Source organism: Oscillatoria salina IIICB1 (assembly GCF_020144665.1).
Lineage (GTDB): Bacteria > Cyanobacteriota > Cyanobacteriia > Cyanobacteriales > SIO1D9 > IIICB1.
The window spans coordinates 1-21480 of sequence record NZ_JAAHBQ010000026.1; the positions used below are offsets into that span (position 1 = coordinate 1).

The following is a 21480-nucleotide window of genomic DNA, read 5'->3' on the forward strand; positions in this document are numbered from 1 at the left end:
GTTAGAGCGATCGCGGCTACTGGTTTAACCGTAACTTTCAGTAGGAATAATTCTTGAGGAACGTAGTTTAGCTAGTTCAACTCAAAGGAAATTTTCTAGAAAATGAATACTTTTTCTCGCCCATTACTATTTAGTGATGGGAATTTTATTAGCAATTAATTAATCTGCTGTCGAGATGTTCTTAGTTGCATAATCAGAATTTTTCATCTCGATATAGAAAGTGACAGATAGATAATTATTAATAAGGAGAAATTTATGAAGGGTTCATTAACATATTTAACTACTACTGGTTTAACAGCAGCTTTAGTGGTAAGTGGATTCTTGAATTTAAAATTTTATAACGATATCGAAACAACTAAAAGTAGTTGGCAAAATACTCAGTCTCAACTAGTAAAAACTCGTGAAAAGGTCGATATTTCTGAGCAAGAAATTAGTAAAACTAAGCAGGAAGTTGAAGTTTTAAAGGTAAAAGCAGCAAAATATCTAGCTGCAATCAATAATTATCAACAACAAGTGAATACTCTTGGTATTTGCTTAGAAGGTGTAGTAAACACAATGGATCGAGTGCCTGTTCAAAATGAAGTCAATGCTTATATGACTTCGTTTACTGTTCAACAGGAATGCGAAGATGCAGGAGGAATTATTGAAGCACATCGCAGTGTAGATACCATGAGCATTGCTTTTTAATTAGTATTCGGGACAGGAAAGGGTATAGTTCCATCGAGTAGTTGGTTTGTCTGGGTTTCCTATGATAATTACTTCTACACGTGCGGAATTTCCTCGTAAGGAACCAGTTACAGTATTTTTACCAGAAACAAAGCCAGTATCTATTAAATAACGACCTTCGTAAATGACTTGTAAGCGATCGGGAATGTCAAACAGATCGTAGGAAATTTCAAAATTTCCTTCGGTTGCGGTTAGCTGAATGGTTTTTCTACTTCCTTCTTGTCCGCCGCTATCTTGTTGTTGAGAACAAACTCCATAGCCTCTTTCTTTGGCGAGAAAAACTTGTAATTCGATGGGTTCGTCGTTGAGGTTAAATGGTTGAATGGGATCGGGTGCATTTTCTCCTGAATAGTTATATTTCTGACTTGCGGGTACGGTGACTCCTTGGGGATTTTTGGCAGTTTGGACGATCGCTTCTCCCTCAAATACTCTGACTTCGATCCCGTTGCTGGTATTAATCGTTTGGAGTAAGGTTTTTTCGTTTGTGCTTGGCTTGACAATAATATCTTTTTTTCCTTTAATTCGGAACGCACAGAAGGTTGCACCTTGGGCGGTTGCTTGTTGCCATAAATCACTGGCTATTTTAGTCATTTGAGAACCATTTCCTTTGGCGGAAAAGACTCGGTTGTTAGCACAATCGATTAAGGCGGTTAAGTCTTGTTCTCGGTTATGCCAAAAGTCTAAGGTAACTGGGGTACAGTTGCTACCCCCATTGGCTCGACATTGTTGGAGTGGTTGCTGACAAACTTCTTCGCTGGGAGCAACAGTGAACCAAGCTTGACCGGAGTCTGCGAGTACGGTGCAGTAGTAAAGTGTGCCGCGAGGAATGCTTTGTTTGAGGGAGTCAAAGGTGTAGAGTGGTTCAGAGTCGGTTAGTTGAGCGCCGCGATCGCTTCCACTGGGACGAACCCGAATTCCTCTTTCACAACCTCTTGCTGCTCTTCTACCTTTGGTATTCCACTGGATCACCTCAGTGTCACCTTGACGAGCCGAACAAGGTAAGTAATAGAGGGTAATTTCTTGATTTTTGGTATCAGCTTGTACTTCTAAGAGGAGATCGCGATTCTGGCGATCGAAGAAACGTAGGGAACTGTAAGCGCGACTACTCGCAGGTAAGTAGAGTGCGTCAGTATATTTTCTCAACTCGCTTTCTAGATCCGCAGGTTCGAGTCTGTTTCCCCGACGAATGGAAATTTCTCGCGGTCCGACAACATTGGTAATTCTGGCATATTCGGGGATGACTGCATAAGTGCTGGTGGCTGCGAAAGTGTAAATTGGCGCGATCGCGGCTGTGAAAATTGCTCTCCAAACCGTTTTCAGTTTATATTTCTTCATCTTTCAAAGACCATAAATACTTCTATCTGGATCTCTGGTTTTTGCCCCTGAATTTATACGTAAATGCCTTTTTTGTTATATTTCTTTACCTTTTTCCCCGAAATTAAATCTCATTCTCAACAGGAATTAATTTACACTCACTCAAGCGGGCTTCTAATTGAGAAGTTGCGACAGGATTTAAAGATAACTTGAATGTCAAAGTTTCTCCCTCTAATTCCTGACATTGAGGCGCTTCAAAAGCATCTGTTTCTCCATACCAACTACATCTATTTTCAGTGGCTCTTTTCCACAACTCTTCTATTTCTTTTAATGTCTCGCAAGGAATTTGTTGAGCTTCCCTTGATTCGGTTAAATAACCATTATTATCCCAGTCTGCTTTTGCGCCATTTTCCCGCAGCAAAATTGCATAACTTGTCTTTAATGCTCCGTTGTATGCGTTTTCAAAATCTGCCAATCTATCACTTGCTAACTGACGACCAAAATTACCAGCTTTTAGTTCATCTTCGAGTTGCGGTAGGCGATATTCACGAATTAATTCAGCGAGAGATTTTTCCGCTTTTTCGCGATAATCTTCAATTATTTTTATTTCTTGTGAAGATAACTGTTCTTTGACTTGACTTTCTTCATTTATTGTGTTAAGAGAATACAAAATTCGCTGGAATACTCCCATTGCTAACTCGACATTTTCTTGCTCTCTATGTCTCTCACCATTACGAAAATAATTAGGTAATTCTTGAGTAATTTCTTTAACTAAGTTTGGCGTAATTACGTTATTATCAATATTAGCTAATATCTGTTCGATCCGAATTTGTTGCTGTGCTTTTAAAGTCAAGATACCCAAACCACTAAAAATTAGTACAACTACTGCGGAAATACCACTAATTCGTAGTTGATTTCTAGTTCTAACTCGACGACTTAATTGAATATATTTTTGTTCGCTTTTATCTAATTCGTTGCGATAATTAAAATAAAATTTTTCGGCTTCTTTTAGCTGTTTACCGCGAAGCAAATAATCTCCCTGTTCGTTATTTATTTGCCATTTTTTAGCTTGGTTTTTAATTTGTTCTAATTCGCGCAAATGCTGGCGATTTTCTGCTAACCACCAACGTAAAGTTGACCAATGACGAATTAAAATTTCGTGAGCAACTTCGACGGTATTTTCTGTTTGCAGTGTCGTTAATTCTTGAGCAATTTCAAGATTTTCTCGTTTTCTGAGGAGAGTTTGCGTAAAGTTAACTAATTGCTGTTTCAAACTAGAGGTGTTATTGTCGTTTTCTCCCGATTGAGGAGTTAAGCTTTTATTTTGAATACCAACTCGATCGTTTTCTTCTTGATTAACAACAATTAGTTTAGCTTCAATAAATTTTTGCAGAGTTGTCTCGACTAATTCTGGTGAATATTTCGGAACAAAAAGAGCAGATTTATTAACTCTTCGTCGCGTCTCTTCAGTTCCTTCTCCCAATTGAATTAAAGAAAGAAAAATCCATTCAGCACAATTTTGCTCTTGTATAGATAAATTCTCATACACTTCTTGTGCTTTGCGTTCTAAAACTCCTTTTAAGCCGCCGATTTTTTCTTGATAAGCAGTTAAAGTCAATTTTCCAGTTTCTTTGTCTCGTTCTTCCCATAATTTTTCTAAGACAAATTCTAGCAAAGGAAGATTAACTGCCGCATTTTCTAGGTCGTCTAATAAGACATTAACTAATTCTGCTTCTACTTCTAATTGTACTTGCTTGGCTGGTTCAATGATGACTTCTCGATAGGTTTCAATATCGGTAAAAGTCGGCGGAACTAAGATACTATGCTGCTGTAAATAAGCCGAAATTTCAGTTACTTCTAAACAAGCAGCGATAAAATCAGAGCGTAGCGCGATCGCTAGTTTAAATTTATCACTTGCATAGGTTAAAGCTTCGCCCATCAAATCGAAAAATTTTTCTCTTTCACTAACGGTCGATAAAGTAAATAATTCTTCAAATTGGTCTACTACTAATAATACCATTGGTTCCGGTCTTTTTCGCAACCAACAAACAAAACTTTCTCCTCCTAAAAGCAACAAACCTTCGCTCAATTCTAAACTGGTTTCTTCATCGGCTAAAATTCGCGCTAAACTTTGTAAAGGATGTTGTCCCGGACGAAAAGATTTACACCACCATTGCTCGCTTCCAGGAATTTGTTTTCCTTGTCGAATTTGAGCCATTAAACCAGCTTGGAGAACAGAAGATTTTCCGCTTCCAGATGCACCAACTACCGCTAAAAAGTTTTCTTTTGCTAAATGATTAATTAATCTTTGGGTTAAACTTTTTCTTCCATAAAAATAAACTGCATCTTGTTCCCGAAAAGCCCTTAATCCGAGATAAGGACAAATTCCTAAATCTACATTTCTTGCTATTCCTTGAATTCCGCTTGCACTGGGAATAATTTCAATAACATCTTGCACTCCCGAAAGCCAAAATTCGGGTTTACTTGTGCTAGTTACAAGTTGCTTTTGGATTTCATAAATCCAGCTAGCAATTGCTAATCCATTTTGCTGATTAGCTGCAATTAAACTATTCAGTAAAGCTTGGGTGAATTCTTCGGAATTCTCGGAATTGCTCGTCCCAGCAAGGATACATTGACTATATTCTGATTCTAACCTTAAATCTTCGAGCCATTCGTCAATAAACTCGCTTTGGGGACAGTCGATAATCAGAATTTGTTGCTTTACTTTTCCGTGACGTAGTTGTTGTCGTAGCCAAGTGCGACTAATTTGGATATCTTCGTTAAGAACTAAGGAAGATTCGCCAGAAGAACTTGTTTTAATTTCTCCCCGGAGGTATAATAACGTTGTAGATTTTTGTTTTGATTCAGCTTCAGAATCAACTCGCAAGCAAGTTTGAATTGCTAAGTGTAAATCCGGTAAATTTCTCGCTTGAGGATGCCAATATTGAAGCTGAAAATCACCTTTATTAGCAAGTTGAGTGCTTAATTGTCTGGTAACGCTATCGCTAATTTCTCCGACTACGATTAATGCTTGTCGAGGCGATTGATAACTAACTTTTTGGCTTTTTAACCCCAAAGTCATTTCACCCACGGCTTCGACGATTAATTTTGGGGTCTGGAGGGGACATTTTTCTTCCGATCCTTCTTCACCGCGACTACTTTTTTGTCTACTAATTAATTCAAGCTGTTGGTTGAGTTTATCAATGTAAGCTAAAGTGCGATGATAAACATATTTATAAAGTCCTTTAACTTCAATTATACCCTCCGAATTAGCCGCTTCTCCTTGCAATCCTCGGATTAAATAATAAGTAAAAACTCCATGTCCTAATTCAGTAAATTCCCACGATTGTTGGTCTTCATCACAAGAAAGTAAAGCATAAAAGTTTTTCTTTTGTCTAGCTTGTTTTTCCGCTTGTTGCTGAAGAGTTTCGACTAATTTTAGATTAATTCCTCTTAAAGTTAAACCACCACTGTGACAAGCATCAAGAATTACCAGTTGTTGTTTTGCAGAACAATTACTCAATTTTGTCAACAACTCTTGCATGGTTAAACTGTTAACTAAATTGTCTGTCTGAGTATTTTTTAGACACAAGACAGCTTGCTGGTTTTCGTGGAGGATACCGTGACAAGAAAAGTAAACTATCAGCGTATCTTGGGGGTTGGCAGAGGTAACAATTTCCTGTAAACTATTACGCACCGCCGCTAAATCTGGAATGCGATCGCTATTTTGGTGATGGACAAATATTTTCTTATTGCTAAACTTAGCAGTAGCTTCTGTAAATGCTGTTGCTAATTCCTGACAGTCTGCGACTGCATATTTGAGTCTATCGAGACTTTTATCTTCATATTCGCTTACTCCTACTAGCAGGAGAAAAACTTTCTCTTCTCCAGTTTCTAGATGCTTGTTTCCCTTTCGCTTCGGCATTTTTCAACTAAGATTTGGTAAGCAGTTTAACTAAAATCGAAGAATTTCGCGATCGTAATTTTCTGGAATTGGTTCAGTTTCCCAAACTAATCCTTCTCCTGGTTCTAATTCTACCTCAATAGTTAACTCTTCAACTGCTGTTGTCGCCAAATCTTCATTATCTTCAAAAGGCTGTAAATCTTCAGTTAAAATTATTAATTTAAACCCTTCAGGAATTAGTCCACCAAGAGCTAAATTTCGTAATTTAAAAGCCGCTTCTGGTTCTTCTTGAGTACCGGAAACTGATATTTGTAACTCATATTCTTGTCCAGCAATAACTAACTTACGAGATAAAATAGTCGGTCTTTCTGCGGGAGTTATTTCACCTCTTGCTCCGGCTAAACTTTCCAAATTAAAAGTTCGCCAACCTATTTGTTCTGGTAACTCAGAAATACCATTTTTTAACCATTGAAATACCGACCATTGTTCTTGAATTCCCAGACGTTTTTGATATAAGATTTTCCGCCAACCACCATGTTCTAATAATGCTCCCCAAAGCTGAAATGGTACTGTTCGACGGGGAAAAGCCACTTCAGTATTTCCTAAGCGTGTCAGTAAATTATTCGCTTGTTCTTGTGGTAAACTAGGTAAAGAATCAAGAGATTTCCTGGTTGTTTCTTCGGGACAAATTTCTAAGCCTAACATCAACAAATCTAAATCTTGATTAAGAAATTCTTCGTCGAGACTGTAAGTGCGATCGCGTGACGAGTAATTTTCCTGTTGCTTTAGTTGTAAATGGGTTGTATATCCCACAAATTGCACAATTTCCGCTTCGGTATCGACTTGGATAGCAAGATAATAATCTCCCGCCCAACTCGGAATGTCAACCCATTCTTGAGGAACTCTTATTTCGCTGGTATCGATAGTTTCACTGGGAACTAAAATTAAGCGTTTTGTTCCTAAATTAATTGCCGAACCATTAACAAATTCCCAAAAACTATTGTAGATTGATTCTTGTTGCCAAATTGTCGGTTTTGTGCAAGCTTCTGCTTCTAGCCACGGAAAAATCGTATCGAGACAAATTCGATTCAAATAAGCTCTCCAACGACTTTGAGGTGAAGAGAAAGGTTGGCTTTTTTCCCAAGTTTGGGCAATTTTTTCTCGATCGATTTCCAACCATAAATTAGTTGATTTGGCAAGGATTTCTTGAGTAGAGTCGATCATGATTTAACTTTCCTTTAAAATTAGACATTTTTCGAGCCACTCTTCAATAGTTGCTCCCATTTGTTCTAATACGACAGTGTTGAGCGAAATATGCAGTTTTGTTTTTACCCACTCAGCAAATTCTTTAACTAAAGCTTTTTTAAGTTTGGCTAGACTACGAGAAACTACATACTGTTTTTTCTTATTTCCGAATAATTGAAGAGAAATTTCTTGTTGGGTAAGTTCCTGACCGTAATATAATCGAGCAATATCAAGCAATTGCTGTTTTTTGGGGTCGTTGGCGAGTTTAGCTAAGGCAGCAGTTAAGATAGAATTGATTTGCTCTTGTTCTGAGATACGCTGTTGTTGTTCTTCTTGTTCGATTAGGGGCGTAAGTAAAGATTCTGCTGGAGATTCTGGTAAAATATCTTGTAATTCGCCAGTTTCTTGTCCGGAAAGCGGTGCATTTAGAGAACGATTTTGCGGTGCGATGTAATTACGCACTGCGGTTGCACATTCGTTTAACCATTGTTGAATTGTTGCTGCATTTATTTCGCTTTCAGAAGGGTTTAATTGACTGATTCTTTCGCTATTATAAAGTTGAGCGATCGCGTTCCAAGTTTCTCGATCCGGTTCGGCTGTTTTCGTGTTACTTTTTGCTTGGGTAGGAACGTGCAAAATTTTAAAGCAGTCCCAAGCTAAGAGGTACTTATCTATTTTTGCCGCAGCTACACCGTAAGTTGCTAAAGATTGTTTAAGTCGTCTTTCACTGGTGCGACGCAGTAAGCTAAAATCACTGTAGCCTAATGCCTGATTAACCTGACGCAACTCATCGATAATTCCTTTCTCAAAAGCAACCGCAGCGTAACCTTTGAAACTACTGCCATGCTGAGAGTTAAAATTTCGCAAAACTTTGTCTACTCTGGCGATCGCGATCTGAAAATAGTCTGATAAACTATATTCAGTAAACCTGAGTCTGGCTCTGATTTTGTTCGCCGCATAATAACCAGTTTCTTGTAAATAAGCATACAAATGTTCGCGAGCTGTTTTTGAGTAACAGTCTTGCCATACTTGATGCCAGTATAGCGCCCAAAATTCGGCTTGCTCTTTTCCCGATGGCGATCGTGCTAAACTTTTTTCCATACTTTGACGCAACTTTGCATCTGAATTCCAGCCACCAAAGCAGTCTTCCTTAAACTCTAGGAAAGTAGAAAATATGTTGATTAAGTCTTGACGAGGTTGCATAAATTAAATTTTTGGGAAAAACTGTATAATTTAATACTTAATTCCTAGTCGGGTATGTCGATCTGAAGTTATTATATTTAATAAATTCAAGCTATGACAATTATTCAAGCTCGTCAAATTTCTTGAAGTGACGTTTATCTCCCAGGAATGTTAAGACTAGAAATAATTTGGCAAGTCATCAAACATGAAAAAAATTCGCTGGCTGTATTTGCTAACCTGTTTCTTCGCTTCGCTGTTAATTTTTACCAGTTGTAGTGGAGAAATTAATAATGTTAAAAATCTTCAGGCAGGTGTCGGAGAGCAAATTATCATCTTGGGTGATAGCATTGCTTCAGGCTATGGTGTAGCTGAAGCAGAAGCTTTTCCTGCTGTCCTCAGCCAAAAGTTAGATTTACCAATTTTAAATAAAGGTGTCAGTGGTGATACAACCGCAATGGGTTTAAGTCGTTTAGAAAAAGACGTACTTGCAGAAAATCCTTGGTTAGTAATTGTGGAGTTGGGTGGAAACGATTATCTCCGCAAGATACCTAAGTTAGAAACCGAAGAAAACTTGCGAAAAATTGTCACATCTATTCAAGAAAAACAAGCAATTGTTGTTCTTTTAGGGATGAATCTCGGTATAGTAAAAGATGAGTACGAAGAAATTTACGATCGCGTCGCGGCTGATACGGGCGCTTATCTAATTCCTCAAGTGTTAAAAGGAATTTTAGACGAGAGCCGCCATCGACAAGACGATGTTATTCACCCAAATGCGACGGGACATAAAATTTTAGCAGAACGCATAGCGAAAGATTTGCAACCCTTGTTAGCAAAGGCAAAATTGCCACCGGCACTCAAAAAATGAAGAATTAAGGAAGATCGTGGTGAAGAGAACTAAAATATTAGCAATCGCATTATCTTTGAGTCTGTTTACTTGGCTTTATGGCTGCAATAATAGTAATCAAGCAGTGGGAGATAACCTACAAACACCCGAAGTAACCCAAACAGTCGAACCTGAAACAGCAGTTGCAGTTATTAGCAGTACCTCCGAAACTCCGACAGTAATTGGAGAAGTCAACTTAACTGAAACAGCATCCGGTTTAACAATTACAGCTAATATTAGCGACGCACCTCCAGGAGAACATGGCTTCCATATCCACGAAAACGGTAGCTGTGCTGATGCAGGTCAAGCTGCTGGAGGTCATTTTAACCCAGAAAATACCCAACATGGTTACTTACCTGAAGATGGTTTAAATGACGCTCATGCAGGCGACTTAGGTAATATTGAAATAGCCCAAGATGGTACTGGTACGCTCGATGTTACAGTTCCCGGACTTACTCTTGAAGAAGGTAAATATGCTGTGGGCGATTTAGCTTTTATTATGCACGCACAACCAGATGATTTTGGTCAGCCTACAGGTAACGCGGGCGGACGTATTGGTTGCGGTACGATTGATATTTTAGGCTCTTGATTACACTTTTAAGGTGGGTATTGCCCACCTTTTCTTTATTTAACCATCCTCCAGAATTAATTGCTGGCGATGTGCGTGTAAAAGTTGTAACTCGCGCTGAGATTTTTCTTCCAGCATATAAATGACATTTTCTGGTTGTAACAATGTACCATCTTGACGACAACTGCCGCGATAGCGCAGAATTATTCGGTCATCTTGGTAAGATTCTAATTGCAGATCGAAGAGTCTCTCGCGTAAATTAATCTGTCTTTTTTTCCCCGATTTAGTTGTTTTTTCCCACCAAATCTCGGTGCTGGAAATTACTGCATCTATCCAAGTTTTCCACTCTTGAACCGTAGCATCTGCAACCTCAACGGTGAGTAAATACTCGGATTTGTCTAATAATTTATTCGCTGCGGGAGCCTTCAAATCGATTTCTTCGACTTGATATAGGGGAAGATCCTTTGGTAATTGAGCGGCTAATTTTTCGCGGAATAACTCGATTTCCAGACGCTCAGTTAACTCAAAATCGACAATCTCACTGCTACTACTATTTCCTAAAGATAGCGCACTGGCAATAGAAATTCTCGGTCCAGGATGATATCCCCCTGTAAAGGAAATTGGTAAAGCTGCACGACGTACAGCGCGATCGAATAAACGTACTAAATCGAGGTGACTGACTAATCTCATTTCCCCTTGTTTCCCAAACCAAACTCGCAAACGCTGTACTTTATTTTGATTTGGTTGAAAATGTCCGGTAAATTCAGGTATGGGTGGAGCCTCATAAACGACATTATGACCTAAATCGATACCACAAACGCCGCAGTGAGAACAGCTTGCATAGGAACAATCAGGGATGGTTGCAGCTTCTAAAGCTCTTTGTAAGTCAGTTTTGAGCCAATTTTTATCAATTCCGGTATTGAGATGATCCCAAGGTAGGGGTGCATCCAGCAGCGAAGTTTGTTCTAACGTCTCGGCTGTGGTTTCCATAACATTCCATTCGCCATTTTCCACTTGGCGATATTTCCAGGTTAGATCGGATTCGGCGATCGCGGTTTCCCAAGCTGCAAATGCTCGCTCTAAACTTTCCCACCAGGAGTCCATTCCTGCTCCTAATTCCCATGCGCGACGTACTACGGAAGCTAATCTTCTGTCTCCTCTACCGAGAAAATCTTCCATCGCGGAAATTCGCACATCAGTATAATTCACTTTGACACCTTTGAGCCTGCGAAACTCATTTCTCAGTAATTCCTGTTTCCGTAAAAACTCGGACGTAGAAACCGAATGCCACTGAAACGGTGTATGAGGTTTGGGGGTAAAGTTAGAAACTGTAACGGTAAAGTTGAGGCGTTTTCTACCCTTGGCTGTACATTCGCGACGCAACCAGCGAATAGTTTCGGCGATACCAATAACATCAGCATCGGTTTCGCCCGGTAAACCGATCATAAAGTAGAGTTTGATTTTATCCCAACCTTGCTCCCAAGCGGTTTTTACGCCTCGAAGTAATTCTTCGTTGGTTAGTCCTTTATTGACAATATCCCGCATTCGCTGGGTTCCTGCTTCTGGAGCGAAGGTTAACCCAGACTTGCGAGTTCCACCAATAATGTTAGCGATATCTTCGTCAAAACGGTCTACTCGCTGACTGGGTAAGGAAAGGGAAATATTATCGTTTTTGAGTCGATTTTTCACTTCCATTCCCACTGCGGGAAGGGAAAGATAGTCGGAACAACTCAAGGAAAGCAGGGAAAACTCGTTATAACCCGTTTGTCGCATTCCCTTTTCAATTGCTTCGACGACTTTGCTGGGTTCGACATCGGTAGCGGGACGAGTTAACATTCCTGGTTGACAGAAACGACAACCGCGAGTGCAACCGCGTCTAATTTCTACTGTCAGGCGATCGTGGACGGTTTCCACGTAAGGGACCAAACCAACAGCATAAGCGGGAATTGGGGTGGCTACGCGCCGGAGAATGCGTGTTGGTACGTCGCTACGATTGGGGTGTACCGAACCATCGGCTGCCATGTCGTAAAATCTGGGGACGTAGACTCCGGGAATTTGGGCTAAGTCGAGGAGTAATTCTGTTTTGCTGAGGTTAGCTTTTTTCCCTTCGGCAATAATTAAGCCGATTTCGGGTAATAGTTCTTCGCCGTCTCCTAACGCAATAAAATCAAGAAAGTCTGCGTAGGGTTCGGGGTTGGAAGTTGCGGTTTGTCCGCCAGCAAAAATCAGTGGGTAGTCTAGATCTGCTCTTTCTTGCCAGGTTAGGGGTATTCCAGCTAAATTGAGCATTTCGAGGATGTTTGTGGCTCCTAGCTCGTAGCTAAGGCTAAATCCGAGGATATCAAAGTCGGTTAGGGGGCGACGCGACTCTAAGGCGAATAAAGGTGTTTGGGTTGCGCGCAGTTTGGCTGCTAAATCGGGTGCGGGTAAGTAAGAGCGATCGCATAATTGTTTTGGTTGGGCATTTAAGATATTGTAGAGGATGATATGCCCTAAGTTAGATGCGCCGACTTCGTATACTTCTGGATAAGTTAATACCCAGCGTACTGTCGCACTCTCCCAGGATTTATGGACTGCACCAAGTTCGTTTCCCAAATAACGTGCGGGTTTGAGAATTTCTGGTGTGATGAGTTTGTCTACGGCGATCGCCACTTGTTTCATCCTCCGGTAACTAGATGGCTACTAAGTGCTAGCTTTTCTAGTTTACCTAACGTCTACTGATGAGGTGAGAACTGCGATCGCCGCTATCTGACTAACTCGAAAACCTTTTTTCCCAACTCTCTAGTACCTCACTGATGTCTCGCAAGCTTCTGGAGAATCCAAAATTTCAAAAGCTCGATCTAGTTGACTCAATTCTAAGACAATTCGTATTGACGCACCAACTGAGCGCAGGAACAACTGTCTGCGAAGGCTTTTTGCTAAACGTAGTGCTGTTACTAATGCCATTAAACCAGCACTGTCAATAAATTCTACTTCTGCCATATCCACTACAATCGTGGAAATTCCTTGCTTCCCAACCGCAGTAGTTAGTTCTTCTTGAAACTCGGTTGCATTAGCGGCGTTGATGTAGCCGCTAGGAGCAATGGAGATCGCGTGAGAATTTACAACCGTATTCATAACTATTTTTCTCCCTCAATAGTTTTTTCGCTTTTGCCGTCTTCTGCTGACTTGCCTTTGACGATAATCCGTAATTACCCTGAGTGTCTAGTCTAAATGTACTATTTTACGGAATCTTCACATAAAACTGGTTTTTTTTAAAGTTTTTGATAAATATTGTCGCCAAATTACTTACTGGTATAATTAGTTACAATAAAAGAATAAATTTCCTAACAGCAACAAACTAGGGGTAAATTTAACTCTTAGGATAACTAGACAAGCAAAGTCAAAAAACAAATTACTTGCTCTCTAGGATGAACTGAAGAAGAAGAAGACACAAATTGCGCCCGAATTTGACGGCAAAAAACATCAGATAACAGTAATTTTGGCGTCAAAGATATAATTTAGCAAATAAGCAGTGATTAAGATCACCTTACTCTACAAGTTCGATCACTAAAGCGAGGGAAATTTCAACCGAGAATTTAACTAACTAAAGCGATACTAAACAACAGTTAAATCAACAAAAAAGCGCTTTGGTAGTATATCCTTCCTGTCAGCAGACGAAACCCTTTGAGGTAAGAAATCAAGCGAGTAGGCAGGATCTTCCAGCGCCAGGAGGTTAAGCGTGAAAACAACACGAGTTATTCGCGAATTAGTAGAGAAAGCCCTTTATATCAGAAAGCTAACACCAGAAATTGAGAATGCGATCAACGAAGAAATGACTCGTATGGGTTATATTTCCGACGTAGATTACGAAGCTTTGGAATTACTAATGGCAGAAATGGATGCAGGAAGAATTCAGTTAGTTCCTAGTATTTAGAGTAACAAACTACCAAGGAAAACAGTTTAATTTCTAGCAAAAAAAAATTCAAATCAGACAATTTTAACAAGACAGTTTTTTAGGAACGGAAGTTTCTCGCCAAAGTTGGTTGAGAAAATAATTTAATTGTTGACGAGTTTGGTGGATATCGCGATCGCAGGTATTTAGTCGTGTCAGGAGTGGAATTAGTTCTGCATCCACAGCCAAACAAAACTCCCTAGCGTACCAAACTAGATCGGCACTCTCGTGCAGATTATAGATCGTCTCCGGTTCTTCAGGCGAAGCGATCGCCAAAAGCCAAGGGCGAACCCAACACCTTTGCCGAGAACTAATAACTTGAATAACCTCACAATAGAGGCGGCAAGATCCATGCTCCAAATAGACAATCTGGTGAGGTTGAAACTGAGAATTTGCTTGTTTAACCACTGGTGAAAACCTAAGTAGCTGCTGGTTCGGCTGGTGCATCAGCCAACTCTCGGAAGCGAATCAAATCTTGGCGAGGATCGGCACTACTTACTTGAACTTCCAAGCGAGAGCCGAGCTGTACAGAACGATTAAAGCGATGAGGTAACTCTAAGCCCAACTCCTCTAACAAAATTAAACCAAGATTTTCGTCTTCGCGCAACCAGCGCAAAACTAGCGCCTGCCAAACCATATTTTCATTGCGACGCAGATATTCTAATCCCCAATAACGATTAGTTTGGCGTTCGACTAACGTCGCCTCAGAAGCCGCAGCAACAACGCTATAAATAATCTCTGGTAGTTCCTCTGCCGAGAAAGGTAACTCTCCTCCGCGCAAATGTGCCTTCAGTTGGAAATGAACTAAAAGATCGGTGTAGCGACGAATAGGAGAAGTAGCTTGAGTATAAATATCCAAACCCAAGCCAGCATGACGAATAGGAGTAGTGCTAATTTCACTGCGAGGCATACAACGACGTAAAGCAGAGAAACGCACCGGACCTGGGGGTAACAGCAATAATTCTTCTTCCGGAGGTAATTCCGGCTGAGGCTGCCCTCGGTATGGTAGAGGTAGATGATGATCTCGACCGTAACGTCCCGCCACTTCTCCAGCCAAAATCATCATTTCAGCTACCAACTGACGAGATGGTGAGTTATCCAACAGTTCAATAATAATTTCCTCGTCTCGATCGACTTTAATCGAACTTTCGGGCATCGAGATATTAATTGAACCTTGATTTTGTCGCCACTGGGAGCGTTGTTGGGCGGCTTCAGCAAGAATGCTAATTTCTGATTCTGCCTTGATGCCCAACTGAAGCATTTCATCAACATCATCGTAAGTTAGGCGATATGTAGGCTTAATTAAGCTGGCATGGATACTGTAGTCAGCCACACCGCCAGTTTCGTCTAAAATTACGCCAAAACTCAAGGCAGGACAAACTTGACCTTGAACCAAACTCATCGGACCTGTTGCCAGTTCCACCGGGAACATAGAAATTGTCCCTGTCGGCAAATACAAGCTGGTACTGCGCCGTCGGGCTTCTAAATCTAATTCATCTCCAGGAGAAACTAAACGAGTAGGATCGGCGATGTGTATCCAGAGGCGATATTTACCTTCGCCAAGATTTTCCACGCTCAAACCATCGTCAATTTCTTTGGTACTTTCGTCATCAATCGTGTAAACCTTGTGACGAGTTAAATCTAGGCGATTGGGATTGGAATCGGGGGGTGGAGATTGCAAGCATTGCTGCGCCACTTCAAGCACCTTTTTTGGGAAGTATATTGGGTAGGAACTGCGGCGCAGAAATAGGTTTTCGTGGGTCGTCCACCAGCCAATATTGACCAGTAAATCAAAAGCTGCTTCGGGATTTTGGGGAATTTCTAAATCTGCCAAAATCTCTTGGGCGGGACGAGATCCTGCCTCTGGTTGAAGGATATATCTTGATAAAACTTCCAGGCGAGAGCGATCGCTATCACTCCACTCTACTTTTTCACCTGCCAAGGCACTCTGCACGCGCTGTAAAAATTCTTCTCTTTCTCGTTCTCGCAACTCCTCTACTTCTAGCTGATGTTTAATTTCTGCTACTTGGGTTACTGAACGAGGTTCGTAGCGAGATCCTTTTTTCTTAAAATAAATTTTATCTTCGCTTAAGAGTTTGTGTGCTGCGTAGCACTTTTCGCAACTCCCATCGGAAAACAATAGCTGCGCCATTGCTGCTGGTGTTACCCCTTCTCCCTCTTCTACTAGCAACTCCCAGGCTACTTCCAAACTCGTCGGATCTAAAAATGGTTCTACCTCTTGCACAAAACCTGGGATGTCTGATGGTTGGTAGGGACCGCCCTCAACTTCATATTCCACTCGCTGCGCACGAAGTTTGTGCGCTTGACCCCCTTCATCTACTACAATCCAATCTTTTTTGCCTTCCGGACGATCGACAACGGCAAGACGGCGTTCTCCATGTAGTCTAAATTCGATTAGCGTTCCTTTTTCCACCAGCTTTGTGCTTTTTTGGATATCTTCATTTATCAAGTTAACATTTAGGCTGTCTTTTCTGGAGCGGGCGCTTACTTTTTTTCACGCCCGATACTCTCCAAATCTGCTTGATTCGGCTTGTTTTATCCTTCTTTGTTCACATAGGGTAACATCGCCAGGATTCTCGCCCGCTTTACTGATTCTGTTAAGTCTCTTTGCTGCTGACAAGTTAAGCCTGTAATTCGTCGGGGCAAGATTTTGCCTCGTTCTGTGATAAACTTCCGTAACAGATCGATATCTTTGTAATCGATGGGATCGCCGGGTTTAATTGGGGAAAGACGTTTGCGATAGTAACTCATAATTTACTCTGTGGTTGATTAATTGCCTATATTTGGGTTGTTTTATTTTATTTCCTTGTGAACCGTGTGTCGATTACAGTGGGTACAGAATTTTTTTAGTTCCATTCTACCCGTTGTATTGCGGCGGTTTTTGCTGGTTGTATAGCGAGAGACACCGTTCGATCTCTTGTCGGGATTTGTCCGGCATTCGGTACACTCTAATGTAATCGTGATTCTTACGCCCTTTTTGGTTGCCATAGTTCCTCTTTGACTGCCTCTGTCAAATTTAAACGCAATTTACTATCTTCTCATACGATAGCGAATTTCGGCAAGCCAGCGTTTGGCTCGTAAGTCAAGAGAAAAGCCACGTTGGGTTTGGATGACTACTGTTCCGGCAAGGCGATCGTGATAAGCTTGTTGCCACTCGCGATCGCTGGCGGCGATCGCCAAATCTACTAACAAGGGCGCACATAACAACAGCATTGATAAGGCGTTGGTAATATTAATATTTAAGCCGATTGATGCTAATAACGCCCCCGCCCCAACTATTCCCTCTCGTTTCCCTAAAGTCAGCAAATCTGGGAGTTTCCGAAACCTCAATTCTAGCAGTTTCATGTCCAAAGCCCAGTGACCAAAACTTTGACCTTTATTACTGCTGACGAAAAACACTCGTAGCCCTAGCCAAAGAAGCAGAAAAATTATCCACCTGACTACACCAACGCCAAAAAACGAACTTAGCAGCCAAACGGTGACAAAATCAAGCAAAAACGCAGCCGCCCTGCGTTCGATGGGAACTTTGGGAAAGCGTTTTGGGACTGGTTGTTCGCTATACATTAGTTTATTGGGAATTAGGGACTGGGGTTTTCAGTTAGCAGTTATCAGTAATCAGTTATCAGTCAGGATTGTCAAGAGAAGAGATTGAGCAAGGTGAAATTAGAATAACTGGGGATTCGAGGGTAAACTGGTAACTGTTCACTGTTCACTGTTCACTGGCTGGGGATCGCTCGACAAATTACTATTTATTTTAGCGAGGAAGCTGTAGCAACGTTGTCGATCGCGAACAGGAAACCAGACAAAGTAGCAAGAAATATAAACTGGTAAATGCGGCTACTGGATCGCTGAATTATGCTGTCAGTCAAACAAGCGTCAACAATTATTTTCGATTTAGTTCAACCTTTTTCTGGACAAAATAACATAGATGTGGTAAAAATCACAGATGCCACAGGACGGATTTTAGCAGCGCCAGTGACGAGTAAGTTAGATTTTCCTCACTGGGATAATTCAGCGATGGATGGTTATGCAGTAAGATTTGCTGATGTAGAAAACTGTAGCCAAGAAGAACCAGTAAGCTTAGAAATTATCGAAGAAATTCCCGCAGGTTATCAACCACAAAAAATTGTGCGATCGCAGCAAGCAGCGAGAATTTTTACTGGGGCGATCGTACCACCAGGCGCAGATACAATTGTGATGCAGGAGAACGCCAAAAAACAAGGTTCTCGCGTCCTAATTTTCTCTCCACCCAAACAACCTCAAGCTTTCGTCAGACAACAAGCATCCTATTACCAAGCCGGAAATATTTTGCTAGATTCAGGAATTAGACTCACCCCCTCAGCAATAGCTGTACTCGCCGCCGCACAATGTACTAACTTAAAAGTATATCGTCGTCCTCGTGTCGCCATTTTATCTACAGGAGACGAATTAGTAACCCCAGAACAAGCTTTAAAACCAGGACAAATTGTTGATTCTAATCAATATGCACTGGCTAGTTTTGTCGCTGAAAATAACTGCATCCCAATCCCTTTAGGAATTGTACCCGACCGACCAGAAGCTCTCCAAAAAGCAATAGCTAAAGCAATTTCTCAAGCAGATGTAGTACTTTCTACTGGCGGTGTTTCTGTGGGAGATTATGATTATGTGGATCGTATTTTGGCTGAGTTAAAAGGAGAAATTCACATTCGTTCGGTTGCAGTTAAACCTGGTAAACCTTTGACAGTTGCAACTTTTCCTAATTGTTTATATTTTGGCATACCAGGAAATCCGGTTTCGGCGTTAGTAAGTTGTTGGCGTTTCGTCCAACCTGCATTGAAAAAACTTTCTGGTTTATCAACAGGTTGGGAACCAAAATTTGTGAAAGCAAAAACTTGTCAAGAATTGCGTGCTAACGGTCGCCGAGAAACCTATCTTTGGGGAGAGTTAAAATTAGTTGATGGTTGCTACGAATTTGCTTTGGCTGGCGGTTCGCATAGTTCTGGTAATTTAATTAATTTAGCAGCAACTAATGGTTTGGCTGTGCTACCTGTAGGCGCAAAAGTAGTTAGTGCTGGAGAGTTAGTAGCAGCTCTGCAAATTTAAATAACCATTAAGCCCCGATCTTAATTTTCATTAAAAAATGAACGAGCAAACCTTACCCGCTAGATAATTGATAATCAGATTTGAGATCGTATTTCAATATTGACTCAGTTGATTAATCAAGAAACACAGATCGTCAAGATCGACTGGTTTAGAGATATGAGCATTAAAACCTTTAGCTAGTGCAAGTTGGCGATCTTCTTGTCTAGCTGCTACAGTAACAGCAATTACAGGAACTTGATAAATATGTTCGAGTTGATGGTTTCTGATTTGAGAGATTAGCGAGTAGCCATCTTCGTAAGGAATCATCAATTCACTCAGGAGAATATTTGCCGAAAAATGTGTTAAGGTATTTAAAGCTTCACTGACTGAATCAACTGCAATTACTTCTGCTCCTTGCAATTGCAAAAATAAGGCGAATAAGTTCCTCGTATCTTCATCGCCATCAACAATTAGAATGCGAAGACCGCTTAAAGTTGGGGAAGCAACAGAATTTGAGGGAAACATTACTTGGCTAGACATATTAAATTTTTGTTAAATTTTCAGTGGAAGTTTAGGGTTAGAAACTGTTAAGAAATGAAAAAACCGCGTCTCTACTAACTAAGTCACTACCAACAACAGCGATCGCTGTTGTAAAATTGGGTTCAGCAAAGTTAGTTAAAGCAATGGTTTGCTTTTAGAATAGAAAGTTTAAAAAATGGCGTCTGTACGGTGATAAACACAAAAAACTCGGGTTTCGCTATAGCTTGACCCAAGTTTTGACGAAAAGAGACGATCTTTACTTAATATCCAACAAACGAGAGAATTCTGAAGTAATCGAGTGATAACACTCACAAGCAACAGATTCTAATGCTTCTCGATCGATAATAGTAATTTTCCCCCGACGAGATTGAATTATTCCAGCTTGCTGAAGGGTGCTAGCAGCGATCGCGACACTAGAGCGATTTACACCCAGCATAGATGCTATCAATTTTTGGGTGAGAGCGAAACCATCTATCTTCAGACGGTCTTGGATCGAAAGCAAGCAACGGGCAAATCTTTTTTCTGTGGTATGTTGGGAATTGCAGATGGCAATTTGAGAAATATAGGTTAGAAAAGCTTGCGTATATAGTAGCAACACTTTTCGCAATGCTTGACTTTGGTAAAACTCACTTTTTAGCACTGTCGCTGGTAACTTCCAAGCAGTAGTTTCTACCTGAGTAATCGCCTGACTAATGCTTATTTTGCCACCTAAAAATGCAGAAATTCCAATCATTCCTTCATTGCCAACTAAAGCAACTTCAGTATTTGAACCTCGAACAAGAAGCAAAACTAAAGAAATTAAGCCTTGTTCGGGGAAATAAACATCTAAAATTGGTTCAAAGGAATTATGAATAACTTGTCCTGGAGCCAGGGAAACAAGCTCTAAATAAGGAACGAGACGTTGGTATTCTGAGTCTGGTAAAGCTCTTAGCAATTTGTTAGCTAACTGATTTACATTTGAAGTTCCGGACATTCAATGATTACTGAATTGGATGGTCAAAAAACAACTGAATACATGAGGAAATAATTTTTAGATCGCCTCATGTAAAAAAAACTATCTCCTGCTTAGAGAAATGGAGAGTTGATTGTCATTTTTTTACCGTAAGCAAGTTCAGCATTTCCTGTCTGTTCGCTTCCTAACTTAAGCCTCAATCAGTATTTCTCCTTGAGAAAATAGCTAACTCAGAAACGCTAAGTTTAATCGCACTCAAAACTAAGTAAACGTCGAAATTCATCTTTGAGGATTTGATAGCATTCACAAGCAATTAATTCTAATTCTTCTTGATTGAGGATCGTAATTTTGCCTCGGCGATAGGAGATCGTACCTGCGGCTTGAAGTCTTCCCGCAGCTACAGTAACCCCCGAACGGCGCGTCCCTAACATATTGGAAATAAATTCTTGAGTCAGGGGCAATTCTTCGGTGGTATCTAACAACTCTTGAACCGTCAGCAGCCAGCGAGCCAGTCGCTCTTCAATGGTATGCTGGGCATTGCAGACAGCAGTTTGAGAAATTTGGGTCAGTAGAGCTTGGGTGTAGAGTAACAACATTTGTTGCAATTTTCCACCTCGATCGAATTCGTTTTTTAAGCGAATAGCATCAATTTTATAAGCAGAACCTTCGATTTGCACGATCGCTTGATTAATCGTCGAGTTCCCTCCGAGAATCACTGGAAGACCGACCACACCTTCTTTCCCGATTAAGCCAACTTCAGCAGTTGCGCCGTCTTCGAGAATGTAGACTAAAGAAACTATACCTCGATCGGGAAAATAAACTTGGGTAATATTTTCTTGGGGATTGTAGAGAACTTGCCCCACAGAAAGCTCGACAAATTCTAGATAAGGTAATAGGCGATCGTATTCTGACTCAGGTAAGGCTGCTAATATCTGGTTTATTGGTCTTTTGTTAAGAAATTGATTCATTAAAAGTGATTATAGAGTTTTTCAGTATTCTAGAGGAAATTAATGTTTTAGCGATCGCCAACTAGAACTCTATAGAAATAAGATTTCAACTTTGTGAAAGCAATTTAATCCTTAAGACTGTTGGTTAAAATTGTCCATTTAGATAGGTAAATTACTTGCTTAAAGTTAAAAACAACTCCATC

At 40.6% G+C, this 21480-nt stretch carries 19 protein-coding genes; 5 read left to right on the top strand and 14 right to left on the bottom strand.

All coding sequences use genetic code 11. The features are described 5' to 3' along the window. The first annotated feature begins 255 nt into the window (after nucleotides 1-255). Nucleotides 256-687 carry a hypothetical protein gene (locus G3T18_RS09525; protein WP_224410315.1) on the top strand — a complete coding sequence of 144 codons (432 nt, stop codon included), beginning with the start codon at nucleotides 256-258 and terminating at the stop codon, nucleotides 685-687. Here the strand turns inward: G3T18_RS09525 and G3T18_RS09530 are convergent, their stop codons facing one another. The 4 genes from G3T18_RS09530 to G3T18_RS09545 form a co-directional block, all read right to left on the bottom strand. Next, nucleotides 688-2061, bottom strand: a complete 1374-nt coding sequence (locus G3T18_RS09530; RefSeq protein WP_224410316.1) for a hypothetical protein — start codon at nucleotides 2059-2061, stop codon at nucleotides 688-690. 103 nt (nucleotides 2062-2164) lie between these two features. Beyond that, entirely contained in the window at nucleotides 2165-5965 is a 3801-nt protein-coding gene (locus tag G3T18_RS09535) for an nSTAND1 domain-containing NTPase (protein WP_224410317.1), read from the bottom strand. 30 nt (nucleotides 5966-5995) lie between these two features. Next, nucleotides 5996-7168 (bottom strand): DUF1822 family protein, encoded by a 1173-nt coding sequence (locus tag G3T18_RS09540; RefSeq protein WP_224410318.1) that lies wholly within the window; start codon nucleotides 7166-7168, stop codon nucleotides 5996-5998. 3 nt (nucleotides 7169-7171) lie between these two features. After that, a complete protein-coding gene (locus tag G3T18_RS09545; RefSeq protein WP_224410319.1) occupies nucleotides 7172-8392 on the bottom strand; it encodes a sigma-70 family RNA polymerase sigma factor in 1221 nt (406 codons plus the stop codon). A gap of 184 nt (nucleotides 8393-8576) precedes the next feature. On the opposite strand from G3T18_RS09545, the gene G3T18_RS09550 reads away from it, so the two are divergent. Both G3T18_RS09550 and G3T18_RS09555 read left to right on the top strand, forming a co-directional pair. Further along, nucleotides 8577-9236 (top strand): arylesterase, encoded by a 660-nt coding sequence (locus tag G3T18_RS09550; protein ID WP_224410320.1) that lies wholly within the window; start codon nucleotides 8577-8579, stop codon nucleotides 9234-9236. A gap of 19 nt (nucleotides 9237-9255) precedes the next feature. Beyond that, nucleotides 9256-9843, top strand: coding sequence for a superoxide dismutase family protein (locus G3T18_RS09555; RefSeq protein WP_224410321.1), 588 nt, complete (start codon nucleotides 9256-9258; stop codon nucleotides 9841-9843). A 39-nt stretch (nucleotides 9844-9882) separates the two neighbouring features. On the opposite strand, the gene G3T18_RS09560 is transcribed toward G3T18_RS09555, so the two are convergent. Continuing rightward, nucleotides 9883-12483: a TIGR03960 family B12-binding radical SAM protein gene (locus G3T18_RS09560; RefSeq protein WP_263480333.1), complete on the bottom strand. Its 2601-nt coding sequence runs from the start codon at nucleotides 12481-12483 to the stop codon at nucleotides 9883-9885. 120 nt (nucleotides 12484-12603) lie between these two features. Continuing rightward, entirely contained in the window at nucleotides 12604-12939 is a 336-nt protein-coding gene (locus G3T18_RS09565) for an STAS domain-containing protein (protein ID WP_224410322.1), read from the bottom strand. A 604-nt stretch (nucleotides 12940-13543) separates the two neighbouring features. Here G3T18_RS09565 and G3T18_RS09570 point away from each other — a divergent pair. Then, a complete protein-coding gene (locus tag G3T18_RS09570) occupies nucleotides 13544-13738 on the top strand; it encodes a hypothetical protein (RefSeq protein WP_224410323.1) in 195 nt (64 codons plus the stop codon). A gap of 63 nt (nucleotides 13739-13801) precedes the next feature. Here the strand turns inward: G3T18_RS09570 and G3T18_RS09575 are convergent, their stop codons facing one another. From G3T18_RS09575 to G3T18_RS09595, 5 genes are all read right to left on the bottom strand, one after another. Beyond that, the gene (locus G3T18_RS09575) at nucleotides 13802-14203 is read right to left on the bottom strand and encodes a hypothetical protein (RefSeq protein ID WP_224410324.1); all 402 of its coding nucleotides are present in this window, start codon (nucleotides 14201-14203) and stop codon (nucleotides 13802-13804) included. After that, nucleotides 14175-16190 carry a ribonuclease catalytic domain-containing protein gene (locus G3T18_RS09580; protein ID WP_224410325.1) on the bottom strand — a complete coding sequence of 672 codons (2016 nt, stop codon included), beginning with the start codon at nucleotides 16188-16190 and terminating at the stop codon, nucleotides 14175-14177. Before G3T18_RS09580 ends, G3T18_RS09575 begins: the two co-directional genes overlap by 29 nt. Nucleotides 16191-16312: 122 nt before the next feature. Further along, nucleotides 16313-16528 (bottom strand): 30S ribosomal protein S18, encoded by a 216-nt coding sequence (gene rpsR / locus G3T18_RS09585; RefSeq protein WP_224410326.1) that lies wholly within the window; start codon nucleotides 16526-16528, stop codon nucleotides 16313-16315. Nucleotides 16529-16570: 42 nt separating this feature from the next. Next, nucleotides 16571-16765 (bottom strand): 50S ribosomal protein L33, encoded by a 195-nt coding sequence (rpmG, locus tag G3T18_RS09590; RefSeq protein ID WP_224410327.1) that lies wholly within the window; start codon nucleotides 16763-16765, stop codon nucleotides 16571-16573. Nucleotides 16766-16807: 42 nt separating this feature from the next. After that, complete coding sequence (locus G3T18_RS09595; protein ID WP_224410328.1) at nucleotides 16808-17341, bottom strand: RDD family protein; 534 nt, start codon at nucleotides 17339-17341, stop codon at nucleotides 16808-16810. Between the two features lie 291 nt (nucleotides 17342-17632). Between G3T18_RS09595 and G3T18_RS09600 the strand changes: the two genes are divergently transcribed. After that, nucleotides 17633-18859, top strand: coding sequence for a molybdopterin molybdotransferase MoeA (locus G3T18_RS09600; protein WP_224410329.1), 1227 nt, complete (start codon nucleotides 17633-17635; stop codon nucleotides 18857-18859). Nucleotides 18860-18952: 93 nt separating this feature from the next. Here the strand turns inward: G3T18_RS09600 and G3T18_RS09605 are convergent, their stop codons facing one another. The 3 genes from G3T18_RS09605 to G3T18_RS09615 all read right to left on the bottom strand — a co-directional run bounded on the left by G3T18_RS09605 (nucleotide 18953) and on the right by G3T18_RS09615 (nucleotide 21298). Continuing rightward, nucleotides 18953-19378 (bottom strand): response regulator, encoded by a 426-nt coding sequence (locus G3T18_RS09605; RefSeq protein ID WP_224410330.1) that lies wholly within the window; start codon nucleotides 19376-19378, stop codon nucleotides 18953-18955. 256 nt (nucleotides 19379-19634) lie between these two features. Next, entirely contained in the window at nucleotides 19635-20351 is a 717-nt protein-coding gene (locus G3T18_RS09610) for a Crp/Fnr family transcriptional regulator (protein ID WP_224410331.1), read from the bottom strand. A 224-nt stretch (nucleotides 20352-20575) separates the two neighbouring features. After that, on the bottom strand, nucleotides 20576-21298 hold the full coding sequence (locus G3T18_RS09615; protein ID WP_224410332.1) for a Crp/Fnr family transcriptional regulator: 723 nt from the start codon (nucleotides 21296-21298) through the stop codon (nucleotides 20576-20578). Nucleotides 21299-21480: the final 182 nt, after the last annotated feature.

Coding starts and splice junctions, on each gene's coding strand:
- rpsR (WP_224410326.1), bottom strand. CDS start 16,528: ATGAGTTACTATCGCAAACGTCTTTCCCCAATTAAACCCGGCGATCCC.
- G3T18_RS09565 (WP_224410322.1), bottom strand. CDS start 12,939: ATGAATACGGTTGTAAATTCTCACGCGATCTCCATTGCTCCTAGCGGC.
- G3T18_RS09610 (WP_224410331.1), bottom strand. CDS start 20,351: ATGTCCGGAACTTCAAATGTAAATCAGTTAGCTAACAAATTGCTAAGA.
- G3T18_RS09550 (WP_224410320.1), top strand. CDS start 8,577: ATGAAAAAAATTCGCTGGCTGTATTTGCTAACCTGTTTCTTCGCTTCG.
- G3T18_RS09525 (WP_224410315.1), top strand. CDS start 256: ATGAAGGGTTCATTAACATATTTAACTACTACTGGTTTAACAGCAGCT.
- G3T18_RS09575 (WP_224410324.1), bottom strand. CDS start 14,203: ATGCACCAGCCGAACCAGCAGCTACTTAGGTTTTCACCAGTGGTTAAA.
- G3T18_RS09615 (WP_224410332.1), bottom strand. CDS start 21,298: ATGAATCAATTTCTTAACAAAAGACCAATAAACCAGATATTAGCAGCC.
- G3T18_RS09560 (WP_263480333.1), bottom strand. CDS start 12,483: ATGAAACAAGTGGCGATCGCCGTAGACAAACTCATCACACCAGAAATT.
- G3T18_RS09600 (WP_224410329.1), top strand. CDS start 17,633: ATGCTGTCAGTCAAACAAGCGTCAACAATTATTTTCGATTTAGTTCAA.
- G3T18_RS09535 (WP_224410317.1), bottom strand. CDS start 5,965: ATGCCGAAGCGAAAGGGAAACAAGCATCTAGAAACTGGAGAAGAGAAA.
- G3T18_RS09595 (WP_224410328.1), bottom strand. CDS start 17,341: ATGTATAGCGAACAACCAGTCCCAAAACGCTTTCCCAAAGTTCCCATC.
- G3T18_RS09540 (WP_224410318.1), bottom strand. CDS start 7,168: ATGATCGACTCTACTCAAGAAATCCTTGCCAAATCAACTAATTTATGG.
- rpmG (WP_224410327.1), bottom strand. CDS start 16,765: ATGGCAACCAAAAAGGGCGTAAGAATCACGATTACATTAGAGTGTACC.
- G3T18_RS09545 (WP_224410319.1), bottom strand. CDS start 8,392: ATGCAACCTCGTCAAGACTTAATCAACATATTTTCTACTTTCCTAGAG.
- G3T18_RS09530 (WP_224410316.1), bottom strand. CDS start 2,061: ATGAAGAAATATAAACTGAAAACGGTTTGGAGAGCAATTTTCACAGCC.
- G3T18_RS09605 (WP_224410330.1), bottom strand. CDS start 19,378: ATGTCTAGCCAAGTAATGTTTCCCTCAAATTCTGTTGCTTCCCCAACT.